Annotated in this window: 11 protein-coding genes and 1 tRNA gene; 5 read left to right on the top strand and 7 right to left on the bottom strand. The window is 38.1% G+C overall.

From position 1 onward, the window contains the following. Together FG27_RS09440 and FG27_RS09435 are read right to left on the bottom strand one after the other, a co-directional pair. Positions 1–3,027, bottom strand: a complete 3,027-nt coding sequence (locus tag FG27_RS09440; RefSeq protein ID WP_037322125.1) for a TonB-dependent receptor — start codon at positions 3,025–3,027, stop codon at positions 1–3. A gap of 240 nt (positions 3,028–3,267) precedes the next feature. Further along, positions 3,268–6,036, bottom strand: a complete 2,769-nt coding sequence (locus tag FG27_RS09435; RefSeq protein WP_037318340.1) for a triple tyrosine motif-containing protein — start codon at positions 6,034–6,036, stop codon at positions 3,268–3,270. Between the two features lie 187 nt (positions 6,037–6,223). Here FG27_RS09435 and FG27_RS09430 point away from each other — a divergent pair, with 187 nt between their 5' ends. Further along, positions 6,224–8,065, top strand: coding sequence for a PLP-dependent transferase (locus tag FG27_RS09430; protein ID WP_037318335.1), 1,842 nt, complete (start codon positions 6,224–6,226; stop codon positions 8,063–8,065). A gap of 215 nt (positions 8,066–8,280) precedes the next feature. Here FG27_RS09430 and FG27_RS19390 read toward each other — a convergent pair whose 3' ends face one another. Together FG27_RS19390 and FG27_RS09425 are read right to left on the bottom strand one after the other, a co-directional pair. After that, positions 8,281–8,457 (bottom strand): ATP-binding protein, encoded by a 177-nt coding sequence (locus FG27_RS19390; protein ID WP_231563305.1) that lies wholly within the window; start codon positions 8,455–8,457, stop codon positions 8,281–8,283. A gap of 46 nt (positions 8,458–8,503) precedes the next feature. Continuing rightward, positions 8,504–9,361: a PAS domain S-box protein gene (locus FG27_RS09425; protein WP_051935812.1), complete on the bottom strand. Its 858-nt coding sequence runs from the start codon at positions 9,359–9,361 to the stop codon at positions 8,504–8,506. Positions 9,362–9,483: 122 nt separating this feature from the next. Here FG27_RS09425 and FG27_RS09420 point away from each other — a divergent pair, with 122 nt between their 5' ends. Both FG27_RS09420 and FG27_RS09415 read left to right on the top strand, forming a co-directional pair. After that, complete coding sequence (locus FG27_RS09420; RefSeq protein ID WP_231563304.1) at positions 9,484–9,858, top strand: transposase; 375 nt, start codon at positions 9,484–9,486, stop codon at positions 9,856–9,858. Between the two features lie 19 nt (positions 9,859–9,877). After that, positions 9,878–10,576 (top strand): transposase, encoded by a 699-nt coding sequence (locus tag FG27_RS09415; RefSeq protein ID WP_369794137.1) that lies wholly within the window; start codon positions 9,878–9,880, stop codon positions 10,574–10,576. Positions 10,577–10,620: 44 nt separating this feature from the next. Here the strand turns inward: FG27_RS09415 and FG27_RS09410 are convergent. After that, positions 10,621–10,697, bottom strand: a tRNA-Ile gene (locus FG27_RS09410). Between the two features lie 85 nt (positions 10,698–10,782). Beyond that, positions 10,783–11,223: a methylmalonyl-CoA epimerase gene (mce, locus tag FG27_RS09405; RefSeq protein WP_051935811.1), complete on the bottom strand. Its 441-nt coding sequence runs from the start codon at positions 11,221–11,223 to the stop codon at positions 10,783–10,785. Between the two features lie 197 nt (positions 11,224–11,420). Here mce and rbfA point away from each other — a divergent pair, with 197 nt between their 5' ends. Together rbfA and FG27_RS09395 are read left to right on the top strand one after the other, a co-directional pair. Then, positions 11,421–11,816 carry a 30S ribosome-binding factor RbfA gene (gene rbfA / locus FG27_RS09400; protein WP_037318333.1) on the top strand — a complete coding sequence of 132 codons (396 nt, stop codon included), beginning with the start codon at positions 11,421–11,423 and terminating at the stop codon, positions 11,814–11,816. 1 nt (position 11,817) lies between these two features. Continuing rightward, positions 11,818–13,023, top strand: coding sequence for an ABC transporter permease (locus FG27_RS09395; RefSeq protein ID WP_037318330.1), 1,206 nt, complete (start codon positions 11,818–11,820; stop codon positions 13,021–13,023). A gap of 243 nt (positions 13,024–13,266) precedes the next feature. Here FG27_RS09395 and dusB read toward each other — a convergent pair whose 3' ends face one another. Beyond that, complete coding sequence (gene dusB / locus FG27_RS09390; protein WP_037318327.1) at positions 13,267–14,259, bottom strand: tRNA dihydrouridine synthase DusB; 993 nt, start codon at positions 14,257–14,259, stop codon at positions 13,267–13,269. Positions 14,260–14,307: the final 48 nt, after the last annotated feature.

The following is a 14,307-nucleotide window of genomic DNA, read 5'->3' as shown; positions in this document are numbered from 1 at the left end:
TTAAAAGTTAAGGTTTAATCCGGCAAGGAAAATTCTCGGTACCGGATAGAATCCGTAGTCAATTCCGCCGCCAATGGCTTCCCCGGTTGAGGCTGAAGGATCAAAACCTTTGTAATTAGTAAAAGTGTACAGGTTTTGCACAGAAGCATAAATTCTCAAACGGTTAATTCCCGTCTGCTCTAAAAATGTATCTGGCAGGCTATAGCCTAACTGAACATTTTGAATTCTAGCATAAGAAGCATCTTCAACAAAGAAATCTGAGAAAACAACATTTGAAGTTGCTCCTGTGGTAAGTCTAGGCACTTCATTACTGGTTCCCGGCCCGGTCCATCGTTCTAGATAGTAAGCGTGACGGTTTACGTTTGGCTGATTACGTTCGTAGTTTCTAACCATATCGTTGCCTAAAGAGGCGTAGGTATAGGCCGTAAAATCGAAGTTTTTATAATTAAAATTAATATTAAAGCCCATAGTTGCTGTTGGAATTGGATCTCCAATATTAGTACGATCGTTCACATCTATAACTCCGTCACCATTGGTATCTACAAATCTAAGATCTCCAGGAGCAGCTGCAGCACCAAGAGCTTCCTGAGAAGGGTGTGCATCTACTTCAGCCTGAGTTTGGAAAATTCCATCAGTTTCATATCCAAAGAAATAACCAATTGGGAAACCTGCCTGGAAACGTGAAGGCTGCGGCTGTCCAACGCCAAATTGCCCGCCGGGCAAAAATTCAGTTCCATTTACTTCGGTAACTTCGTTTCTAAGGAAAGTGGCATTATAACCAATTCCATAGCTAAAATCATCGCCTATACTTTCTTTGTAATTTATAGCGAATTCAAGACCTTCGTTACGCGTAGTTCCTGCATTAATGGTTGGTGCTCCAGATCCCGGTGCTCCACCGCCAAAAATTCCCGAAACAGGAATTCCTGCAACAAGAAGATTTCTACGATCTTCCCTAAAAATATCTGCAGTGATATCAAGTTTATTGTTAAAAAGCCTAAGATCTACACCAATATTAGTTTTCTCTGCTTCTTCCCAACCAGCTCCAGGGTTTGCAATTCGTCCTAAAGCGGTTCCATTAACCAAACCTCCATTTAAAACATAGGTAGATTCCCCGTCTAATAATGCACGGTAAAATTCTGCACCTCCAGCTTCATCATTCCCCAGAATACCGAAACTACCTCTTAACTTTAGAAAAGAAACAACATCCGAATTATCTAAGAAAGCTTCTTCTGAAAGAATCCAACCTGCCGTAGCCGAAGGGAAATAACCTACACGGTTTTCAGGGCCAAACCTGGTAGAAGCATCTCTACGAAGCATACCAGAAACCAGGTACTTTCCTTTATAATCGTATTGCAACCTTCCGAAGAATGATAATTTTCGGATATCATATTTATAAGCACTGTTATTTAAACCATCGTTAGTTCCTGTGGTTAGACTTATATCAGCAAAATCCCAGGAGTTATTAGGAACATCGTAACCGGTAGCATAAAGTCCGTCTCCCCAGTCTCTAATTACCGTCATACCTGCAGTTCCTGTTATATGGTGTGTATCATCAAAAGTGTTCTCATAAGTACCAAAAAGGTCATATGTGTAAGAATTGTCATTAATTCGATTTTGATTCACTGTACTACGCACATTATTGAAAACCTTACCAGGACCGTAATCTATAATTGGTGCGAAATCTTTGCCTTTAGAATTAGCAAGACTATATCCAATTCTGGAAGTAAAAGTTAGCTCTTCAATTGGAGTATAATCAAGACTGAAGGATCCATTAAATCTGTTTAAGTTATAATCATTAAATGTATTAGCAATTTGCGACAGCGGATTAATAATTTCATTTCCTAATCTACCCTGCAGGTCTTCCTGATCGCGATCAAAAGTTGGTGCGATGTTCAATGCATTAAAAAGCACAGATCCCAGTCCATTTTCGTTAATAGATCTTCTATTTAAACTAGTATAAATAGTATTGGCGGTTAACTTAAATTCATCTGATATATCTACACCAATATTAAACCTGGCGGTACTTCTGCTGAAATCAGATTTTTCTGCGCCAATAATTCCTTCCTGGTCAAGGTGCGAAACCCCGAACGAATAAGTCACTTTTTCTGAACCTCCACTAAGGGTAAGGTTATGACTCATAATTGGAGAAGTATCAAATACTTCATTCTGGAAGTTTGTACCCATTCCTAAATTGCTAACATCTGGATAAGGCAAAGCCTGCCCATTGTTTGCATAGCTTTCATTTAAAAGTAAGCCATACTCGGTAGCATTTAACAAAGGAAGTTTTCTAGTGGTTTCCTGCATCCCTACATACGCATCATATTGCACGGTAGGAGCAGTATTCTTTTTTCCTGATTTAGTTGTTACCAAAACAACCCCGTTTGCACCGGCGATACCGTAAATAGCAGCCTGCGCATCTTTAAGAATAGAAATAGACTCTATATCGTTAGGGTTTAGCGTATTTAAATCGCCCTGGTAACCATCTATAAGAATAAGCGGACCGTTTTCACTGTTGGAAGCGATACCACGAATATTAACATTAATTCCGGCTCCCGGCGCTCCAGAAGATGGTGTTACATTTACCCCTGCTGCAGTACCCTGTAAAGCCTGCTCAATTTTAATTGGGTTTAAGTCTTCAATGGTTTCATTAGAAACTACAGAAACAGCCCCGGTAATATCTTTACGTTGCTGAGTTCCATAACCAATTACAACCACCTCGTCTAATGCTTCAGAATCGGTTTCAAGAACCACATCCAAAACATTTTGATTTTCGTCTATCTGAATTTCCTTTGGTAAAAAACCTACATAAGAAAAAACTAAAATGTCTCCTGCGCTAACATCATTAATGGTATAATTTCCGTCAAAATCGGTTACTACTCCATTAGAAGTGTTTTTCACAATAATGTTTACTCCAGGAAGTGGGAAACCGGTGTCAGCCTCAGCTACCGTTCCCGAAACCGAGAAGTCTTGTGCTTGTAAAGAAAATGTTCCTATACAAAACAAAATTAGTACTAGTATTCTATTCATTTGTTGAGATTTTAATTCGGAAATCAATGTATTAATAAATTGTTAAGGCAATAGAAAAAGCACCCTTACAATACTTCAACATGAGAATTTAGAAGGGAAATAATTACGAATTAAGCAGTATAGCGCTCTAAAACCGAAGATTAAGCAGTTTTAAAATATTTGAGTTGAAGTATTGATATTAAAGGAATTAAAGGTGAATGTTGAGGTGATGTTGAGGTAAATCACCTAAATGTTAAGTGCTCAAAACTGGAGGATGTACTCTACTAAACCCTGATCATGGTCTAATTCCATCTTTTTACGCAAACGATATCGTTTTATTTCCACACTTCGAACCGAAATATTAAGCAATGGAGCGATCTCTTTTGAAGATAAATTAAGTCGTAAATAAGCACAAAGTTTAAGATCGTTAGAAGTAAGATTAGGATGAGCTTCTTTTACCGATTGCAGGAAATCTTTATCGGCATTATCAAAAGCTTCTTTAAAGAATTTCCAGTTATCCTCCTCCGCAATATTTTTATTGATTACTGAAATTACTTTTTGGATATCCTCTTCTTTGTTGGCTGAAGATATTCTTTTCTTAAGCTCGTTAAGAAATTCATTTTTCTTAATCAGGTTCATCGTTGAAGCTGCCAGTTCCCGATTCTTTGAAGCCATATCTGATTCCAATTTCTGATTTTGAAGCGTAATAATTTCTTGTTGGGATTCTAATTGTTTTATTTCAATTTTCTTTCGGTTACGCTCCATCAACCTATTTCGTTGCTTTCGGTAATATCCCGTGTAAATTTTATGAAGAATAAAAATGAGCAAAGAGAAGAGTAAAATATAAATAATAATGGCTGCGGTAGTGGCATACCAGGGTAGCGTAATACTAAAGGCATAGGAGGCAGTATCGCTAATCTTATTGTTGTATTTACCCCTAACTTCAAAAACATAATCACCAGAAGGCATATTTTCAAAATTCGCTAGCCCCTGCGACTGCCATTCGCTCCAGCCTGCACTAAAGCCTTTAATCCTATAACTATACACCGGTTTGGCCAGTTTTGAAAAAGCAGGAATACTAAATTCAAAATTGATATTATTCTCAGAATTTGGTAATTCCAGCAGCTCAAGTTCTAAAGTTTGGTTTTTGAAGTTTTCCTCCAGTGCGGCGGTAGAAACTTTATTAATACTTAAAGGCTCCATTCCAGGAAAACCTAAAGGTGTAGAGAAAACTGTATAACCTTTATTAGACCCTACCAGGTATTCTCGCTCACCAACAAGAGAAATATTTTCAAATCCTTTTGCAATACTCCTGTACTCTATTGGAATAGCCGCAGTTTTTACACTCAATCTTTCCTGAAAAGCATCCTGAGTTACATAAATTAGATTCTCACGCCCAAAACTCCACCAGGTATTATCTGGAAGCACCTTGGAAATTCCAGTAATACGAGGTTCTTCAATAAGATTATTTAAATTATTTTTCTGAACAAATTCATCTTTAGAAGGATCGTACTTATAAATTTCATCTTCAGTAGAATAATATATTGAATCGTTAAACCGAAAGACTTTTAATCCCATCCCACCCTGATAAGATACCCGATAATTCTGAAAACCTTCAACTTTATTTACAGACTCGTTAATTTTCAGCTTAAAAATGCCTTTATGATCGTGACCCACCCAAATCACCGAATCGTTTTCAACGACCAGGTTGCGGGAAGAAAGATCGAAATTCTCTAAATACTCGGGATCATTTTCAAATTCGCCCTCTTTCCAGAAACTAAGTCCGTCATAATGCCCCTGTAACAAACCGTCTTTAATGGCTTTGATTTCCCAAACCCCGGGGCCATCAAAAATATGTTCAGCAGAATTCCCATCAATAGCATAAACACCCCTATCGTGGCCGGCGTATAATTTGCCGTTTACTTTGTTGATACTCCATACCTGGCCGCTGGTTCCCGAAATTAATTTGTAGCTGGTAGAATCTGCAGTTTTAACATATAAACCCTGGTTTGTACCAAGATACAGGTGATCTTCCAGTTGATAACTACAATAAACCGTACCCAATTTTCCGTAAATATCAGTAAAAAGCCTAAACGGACTTTTACGATTAATAAGCACAAGGCCACTATCCAGGCCTCCCCAAATATTACCGGCTTTATCTTCCATTACCGATAACACCGTATTGTTATTTATTACAGGCTGCAAGACCCGGTAACTTTCTAAAGTCTCCAAATTATAGACATGTAAACCACTGCCAATAGTTCCCAAAACCAGGGTTTTATCTGCTAATAATTTAGCGGTAAAAATACTTTCGTCTAAAGAATAATTTTCTAACTGAAATCTTTGCCAGGTATTTTGTTTAATGATAAACAAGCCATCGTCCCGGGTTACAGCAAGCATTTCATCATTATCAAAAGGAAAAAGTCCCACAATGGGGCTATCCTTAATTTCAGAATTTGGAATTACACGCTCAATTACTCCATTATCTATGGCGTAAAGCCCATCTTCAGCAACCTGGTAATACAATTTATTACCAACTTTAAACAAATTGGAAATAATATTCCCAGCTGTAATAGTACTGAGCTCATTTGTTTCTTTATTGTAGCTATAAAGTCGGCGCAAGCTTTGGAAAATAATATATTCCTCTAAAGCTTCTATATGCCAGAATTGCTCCCCATCTAGAATCTCTTCATTAGATAAATTAGTTAAGCTGGTATAAGTTAGTTCTCCTTTCCTATTGTGCTCCCAAAAACCAAAATCCATATAAGAACCGGTGTAGATCTTTTCTTCCTGGGCCAAAACAGATCTCACTGCGCTGGCATCGGGAACTTTATGAAGATGCCAATGCTCACCATTATAGCTAAGCAAACCCAGGTTATTGGCCACATAAATATGATTATTTGGGGACTGGCTTATCATCCAATTCTGGTTCCCTGCATTATAAGCAGACGGATCAAAATTGGTAATTGGTGGCAACTCCTGCGCAAACAGGCTCAAGCTAAAAAAGAAAAATAAGGCGAGTAAGCGCATAGTTCGGCAAAAAACGGAAATTACTAAATAATATGGGCTTTTACTAAGGATAATTTTCAAGTGCTGAAATGAAGCCAAAAGAGGTTTCTTAATTAAATATTATAACGTCAATGCGAAAATCGATCTCTTTTACTTTTAAAATAGAACTAAGCAGATTATATTACCAACCTATCTAAAATTAATGATAATGAAGGAAGCTAAAGTGCTAAATTATATTGAAGATATATTAGAAAATACGCCAGAAGATTGGCTGAAACTTACCACGCATAGACTGGATATTTATAATGAAAAATTAGCCAAAACCGAATTTCTAGAGCAATTTGAAAAACTATATGCCGCCAATAATTCAGAAACAGCAGCGCTTAAGGAATTACCTACCGCTTTCGACTATATTCGGTTGGGCCATCCTTTATCCTCAGTATTGGAATGGGCTATTGCCAGGTTAAATGGAGTAAAGCCAGAAAATGTAATTAGTTTTTCATCAGGAACAATTCCTGTGTTGGCGATTCTAAGAAAAAATTTATTCGATAAGAAAAATACCCGAATTTCATATACCGGCGAATTACCAGATTATTTTGATGCGGAAACGCTAAAGCGTGTTTACGCTTATAATTTTGAATTAAACCCGGTAGAGAATGCTGAAGAGGTTACTGATTTTGATGGTAGTAGCGTTTTTATTTCACAATCGAAGGAGATCGAGACAGCGAATTTTTCCGATAATATTGACTTTTTTATAAATGTTGATCCAAAACTGGGAAGCATTCTATTAGTCAATGGGAAACAAAACGAAACTTATATCTCAGCAATTCAGCACGTGCGAAGAAGGGAAACCATTGCGATGACCCCGGCAGATTCTTTTTCTGCTTTAAAGCAATTAATAGGAAAACCTGTTGCTTCCGAAGAAAATAATATTGAAGCTCATAAAGCCAGTGTAGTAGCATCTATTAAAAAAATTACCGGTACTTCTACAAAAGCACTGCTTGGTTCTTGCGGGCTGTCTATTCAATATGCCATTATGATGGGACTAATAGACGATGCGCTGGAAAAATATCCCGGTAAACCTATTAAAATAGTTGTGCCTCCTAATTGCTATGGCGGAACCAACGACCAGGCCAGACGAGTGGCTGATTGCCTGGATAATGTGGAGATAGTAGATTTACCCGTTGATGGGGATAACGATATGGTACAAAGCACTAATTTGGTTTTGGAGCAGGTTGCTAAAGAAGACGCCGTGCCCCTTATTATTGCCGAAATCCCTACTAATCCAAGGGTAGAAGTCCCAGATCTTGAGAAATTAAGAGCTGTTTTAAGTGAAAGCCGAAAAACTGCCACCGGCGAAACTGCTATTGATCCTGTATTTATATTAGATCAAACCTTTTGCCCTAACGTACAATTCCTGGCTGAAGACGGTATACTTTCTCAAATTAGAACAATTTCATACGTTAGCGGCTCAAAATTTCCAAGTGGCGGAAAATGCACCGCCGGTTATTGTGTGGCCAATAAAAATGCAGAAGATTTATTAGGAAAAATAGAGAAACACCTGATCCTTTGCGATAACGAGGCAACAGATTTGCAGGTTGAAATCCTGGCAAAGCAATTACCTTCTATGAACCAAAGAATTGCCGATGCCTACGTGAACACACGCTCATTTGTAAATTTCATCAAAGAAACTTTACCAGAGGCGAAAATTAATTTTGTTTCAGAAGAATTAGCGCAGCAAGGCTTTACCCCTTCTGTATTTTCATTAGATCTTCCTACCAAAGGAAATACCGATGAAGAAAGGGAGACCTATAAACGAGCATTAAATCAAAAACTAATTAATATGATGATTAGTGAGATCCCAAATGAAAGTAAGTATTGTGTGAGTTATGGTCAATTAAAAGGATGTTACTGGACGATCCCCGCAACCTCTACCCAGGGCACAACCAAAGAAGATGACAAGGACTATATTGCCAGGGTATCTGTATCTCCAGATTTAGACCTCAAACTCCATAAAAAAGTCTTTTCAGATTTTGTTGAGCAAATTTGATTTTAGTTGAAGTTTAGTAAATAAAAACCTTAAAAAGGCTTTTTAAAACGGGTCTTTTTAAGGTTTTTTTGTTTTCTATAAAGACTTTTACTCTACTACGAAGTTTACAGCCAGATTATTCACGAGATAATAAGAATTCCGGACCTTTAATATCTCTATTAATATATCCACGACTTTAAACTTCACAATTACCATTCGCTGTTTTTCGTTTATCTTCAATCTTTAAAATTTAAGATAAAAGCAGTGCCAACGCCGTTTTTGCTCCTAACCTCAATATCACCTCCTAAGCTATTCATATAACTCTTTACCAGATATAGGCCAATACCTTTGCTGTCCTTATTATCTGTAAACTTCTGGTGCAATTTAAATAGCCTGTGCTCAGTTTTTTCCATATCGAAACCAGTTCCGTTATCTAAAAAATTAATTTGAGAATCAAATTCATTTTTTTTTCGAACTAATGGAGATTAGAGGTGGAATTCCCGGTTTAGCATATTTTATGGAATTGGTGATAAGATTAAGGAAGATGCTATGCAAGTAAAATTTATTAACCTTAAGGAATTCAACTGAAGAAAAATCAATTTCAAAGCAGGTCTCGGTTTCTTGAATTAGAGAATGTAAGGAATCTACAATGTTTTGAATCACTTCTTTTAAATTCACCGATTCGCAATAGGGTTTTAGAAAACGGTTTTCCTGAAGATGATCAACCTGCTCGTTTAAAGTCCTCTTTAATTTATAAACTGATTTTTCTAATAACTCCAGATATAGCAAGGTTTCATCATCCTGAATTTTGGAGCGGTCTAGTAAATTAACAAGCGAAATCAAGTTGTTTACCGGAGACCTTAAATCGTGAGCCGTAGTATAACTTAATTGTGTAAGTCCTGAATTTTTTGAAGTAAGGTCTCTTATTCGGAAGTGACGATCTTCTTCCAGCTTTTTAAGATGGGTAATGTTCTTGGAAATAGCGTAGATTAATTCTTTATCGGGTACCGGAATAGAAGTCCAGGTGAGCCAAACAATTTCGCCTGATTTCGTGAGATAACGGTTTTGAAAATGCAACAAAGGTACTCCTTTCAAAATCTTTGCCCGGGTTTCGGCCGTATTCTTCTTATCCTCAGGATAAACAAAATTACTAATGGGATTCGAAAATAGTTCTTCACGGGTATATCCCATTAATTTTACGAAGGCTGGATTTATTTTTCTGAAGTATCCATCAAAACCCGCAATATACAAATAATCGTGAGATAGGGAAAAGAAGGGTTCCAGGTCGAACTCGCTTTCAATACTTTTTATATCCATGTTAGCTTGGGGCTTCAGAAGTAAAAGTAGACAAAAATATTAGGAATGTTTGAGATAATTCTTGGTAGAAAAAATGGATCATTCTCAAAAGTTGTGTGTGAATTGAAATAATAGTTTGATTTTTGTTTTCTAAACAGGAAGCATTGGATCCATATATAGACCTACTCAAGATATTATTACCAGAATTATTAATCACCCATTTTGATCTTACCGGTCATCAAACAGAAGGAGGTATATTACACCTACATTTTGAAGAGAAGCCGGAGATTCCTAAAGAGTTCTCCTCCCAGATGGTCATAGCACACGGGTTCCATAAGGAAATAACAATCCAGGATTTTCCTGTACGTGGTAAAAAGGTATTCCTGCATATAAAACGCCGTCGGTGGCTCAATAAACAAAGCAAACAGGTTATTCAGCGTGACTGGAACTTAGTAGCACAGGGAACCCGTATGACCGTCGAGTTCGCTGCTTTTTTAAAAGTACTTAGTCAGTACTAAAGCCTCAGACTGTCATACCATCGGTGGATTTTACGGGGTCAATGGAAAGAAGCTCCAACGCCAGTACAAAAATTATTTAAGTGATTTTAAAGATTGGGATCAAAAATCCCATTCAAAGAAATGGCTCATCTTCCCCGAGAATATCAGCTCCAAGCTCTCTATAGATGAGACTGCACTCTCCAAAGGGGAGCTGTATACCATTATTGCCAATAAAAAAGCTAAGGGTAAAAAGGGCAGTATCGTAGCTATTTTCTCGGGAACCAAGGTAGAACCCATTATAGAACAGCTGCTTAAAATACCAGCTTCAAAACGAGCCCGAGTCAAGGAGATCACCCTAGATATGGCCAATTCCATGAAAACCATTGCCAGGAAATGCTTCCCTAAGGCCATACAGGTCACCGACCGATTCCATGTGCAGAAACTCACCTTTGAAGCCCTGCAGGATATTAGGATCAAGCACCGATGGGAGGCTATAGATCTGGAGAACGAACAAATCAAACAAGCCAGGTTAAAACAGAAAAGTTTTAGTCCAGAAACCTTTGCTAATGGAGATACCAGAAAACAATTATTAGCCCGCAGCCGGTACCTGCTCTATAAAGCACCTTCAAATTGGACAGAGAACCAGCACGAGCGTAGCAAAATACTCTTCGAGCAATACCCCGATATAAAGTTGGCCTTTAAGCTTACACAAAGACTGAGAAATAAATGTTGTGCCTAAGAAGAAATAAAAAAGCCTTACATCTCTGTAAGGCTTGATTTTATTGGTGGTCCCACCTGGGCTCGAACCAGGGACCCCTTGATTATGAGTCAAGTGCTCTAACCAGCTGAGCTATAGGACCAATTCAAGTATTTCAACAATACCCGAATTTTAGGAGTGCAATATTATGATATATTTTTAACTCCTGCAAGGTGAAATGCAATTTCTTAACTGCTCGCTCCCTCTCCTTTAGACTGGACTGGGGAAGTGCTTTTTTCCTGGCATAATTCTACCAATACCCCGTTAGCACTTTTAGGATGCATAAAAGCTACCAGCTTATTATCGGCGCCGTCTTTAGGCTCGGTATTTATCAGCTTAAAACCTTCTTTTTGGAGTCGTGTGATTTCAGCTTTAATATCATCTACCGCAAAAGCTATATGGTGAATTCCTTCACCCCGTTTTTCTATAAATTTCGCAATAGGACTATTAGAAGTTGTAGCAGCTAATAATTCAATTTTACTTTCCCCAATTTTAAAAAAAGACGTACTCACTCCTTCACTTTCCACACTTTCGGTTTTATAATGTTCACTTCCCAAAACCGCATTATAAGTGGCATTTGCCGCTTCAAGGTCCTTAACGGCAATACCAATATGTTCAATTTTCTTCATTTGTTTATTTTTTGATTCATTCCAGGCTAATAGCTACAGTTTACAATTAATTATAAGTGAATTAGCCATTTTTCATTTCAGCATCAAGCTTATTTCAACAAAGTAAACCTGTATTTTTATATAAACAAAATCTACCGGGAACATGCATCGCATCCAAATGTTATGTGCATAACAATTTATTATAGTATTTTTGCCCTATGGAAGAGACAAACAGACAAAAGAAAATAGGAGGGGTTTTGCAACGCGATCTAGCCGATATTCTGCAAAAAAACCTGAAAGATGCCGGGAGAACAGGAGTAATTATTTCGGTCTCTAAAGTGAAAGTGACCACAGATCTTTCCATTGCTAAGGCTTATATCAGTATTTTTCCGCAGAAACACGCGCAGGAAGTTATAGAGGAAATAAACCTTGGCAAATCTAAGATCAAGCACGAAATGGCACAGCGCACTAAAAATCAGTTGCGTAAAATGCCGGAGATCAATTATTACTTAGACGATTCTTTAGATTATATAGAAGGTATAGAAAAATCTATTAAGGGCGAAGAAAACCCAATCACCGATCCCGACCTACTGGAACGCCGGAAAAAATCTTAATTTGAAGTTTCCCTTCTACATCGCCAGGCGCTATCTTTTTAGCAAAAGCAGCAATAATGCCATTAATATTATCACCATTATTGCAGCCATTGGGGTGTTTGCAGGGGCTTTTTCCTTATTCATAGTACTTTCAGGGTTTGCCGGACTTAAAGACTTTAGTCTTTCGTTTTCCAATAAATTTGATCCCGATTTAAAAGTACTCCCGTCAAGCGGAAAAACATTTCAGTTCCCGAATGATAAAGCTGAAGATCTGGCTGAAATTGAAGGGATTTCTGGATTCAGCAGAATCATTGAAGAGCGAATTTTTCTCGATTACCGCAATAAAAACCACACCGCTTTTCTAAAAGGGGTAGACAATAATTATCAGCAAGTTACACAAATAGACAGTGCGGTTTCGGGTTCCTGGTTAACCAATAGCGAAGCACAGGTAGTGGTTGGAAATACTATTTCCAGAAAACTGGGCCTTAGTATTTTTAATTATCAGAATCTATTAAATGTAATGGTGCCGCGCCCGGGAAAAGGACAAATTACCGGTTTAGATCCCGGCCAGGCTTTTAACCAGGAAAAAGTAATTATAAGCGGAATTTATAGCGTAAATGAAGACTTAGACGATAAATATGTTTTTTCTAATCTAAATTTTGCCAGAAATCTTTTAGAACTAGATGAAAATACTTTTTCCGGAATTGAAATTAAAATTGCCCCAGGTGCTAATCCAGATATCATTACCGCTGAAATAAAAGAACTTTTTGGAGATGAAATCATCATAAAAAACCGGGCACAACTCAACGAGACGCTTTATAAAATGCTGAATACCGAAAATCTTGCGGTCTATCTTATTTTTACGTTGGTGTTGATAATCGCACTTTTTAATGTTGCCGGTTCTATTATTATGGTGATCCTGGATAAACGTGATAATATTAAAACACTATTTAGCCTGGGCGCTTCCGAAAGTCAGATCAAACAAATTTTCTTTACCCAGGGAATCCTTATGACTGTTATTGGTGGGGCCATTGGTCTTTCTGCTGCAGTTTTATTGGTTTACTTGCAACTGCAATTTGATCTTGTTATGATCACTCCCAGCCTGCCCTATCCCGTAGCCATTACTTTTGAAAACATTCTTATCGTGATATTTACCATAGGAATTCTAGGGCTTATCGCTTCATTTATAGCGGCGGGTAGTAGTAGAAAAGCTTTAAAAGCGGTTTAATATTTCTCGCCACGAATTCACGAATATTTTCTTTTTGAAAAATATATTAAAGCTCCTCCCCTTATTTTCAAGGGGAGGTGGCCGTGAGGCCGGAGGGGTTTTTCTTGAATTTTTATATAAGAACTTGTTAGGTTAAGTGTTTAACCACCCCTTTTCTTCAGCATAGCTGAATTCATTCCCCTCCTTGGAAAGGAGGGGGGGAGCATAAAAATATAATATTCGTGAATTCGTGGCTTAAATTTATTAAGCAAACTGGAAATCTGAAAAATCCCTTTCTACCTCATCAAACGCAGCAAAAACATCGGCAGCATCATCGCTGGTTACCATTTTCATGCGGTGTTCTTTGAAATGTGGTATTCCTTTGAAATAATTGGTATAATGGCGGCGGGTTTCAAAAACACCTAACCGCTCCCCTTTCCAGTCAATCGCCATTTGTAGGTGACGCCTTGCAGCATCCAGGCGTTCCAGCATATTAGGCGGTGGTAAATGTTCTCCGGTTTCAAAGTAATGCTTTACTTCTCTAAAAAACCAGGGATAACCAATACTGGCACGACCAATCATCGCACCGTCAAGTCCGAATTTATCACGCATTTCTACCGCTCTTTCGGGCGTATCAACATCGCCGTTTCCAAACACCGGAATATGCATTCGTGAATTATTCTTAACCTCGGCAATCGGGGCCCAATTGGCTTCGCCTTTATACATTTGAACACGGGTTCGCCCGTGTATAGAAATGGCTTTACAACCAACATCCTGAAGTCTTTCTGCAACCTCAACGATTTTAATAGAATCGTTATCCCAGCCCAAACGGGTTTTTACAGTAATTGGCAGGTTGGTGTGTTTTACCATGGCTTCGGTAAGCGAAACCATAAGATCTATATCTTTTAGAATACCGGCACCGGCACCTTTAGAAACCACTTTTTTCACCGGACAACCAAAATTAATATCAATAATATCAGGGCCAGATTTTTCTACAATTTCTACCGATTGCAACATAGATTCCAGGTTGGCTCCGAAAATCTGGATACCCACCGGGCGTTCTTTTTCGTAAATATCAAGTTTCATAGTACTTTTCGCTGCATCGCGAATAAGCCCTTCTGAAGAGATAAATTCAGTGTAAACCACATCGGCCCCCTGCTCCTTGCAAAGCGCACGGAATGGCGGGTCACTCACATCTTCCATCGGTGCCAACAGCAACGGGAAGTCTCCTACATCTATATTTCCTATTTTAGCCACTTCAGTTTATTTTGGAGTGCAAAAGTACGAAAAAAGTCAGCCCACCCC

The sequence above is a fragment of the Salegentibacter sp. Hel_I_6 genome, from assembly GCF_000745315.1.
Classification (GTDB): domain Bacteria; phylum Bacteroidota; class Bacteroidia; order Flavobacteriales; family Flavobacteriaceae; genus Salegentibacter.
The sequence above is the reverse complement of the archived record's forward strand: the minus strand, read 5'-3'. Positions and strand labels throughout refer to the sequence as shown.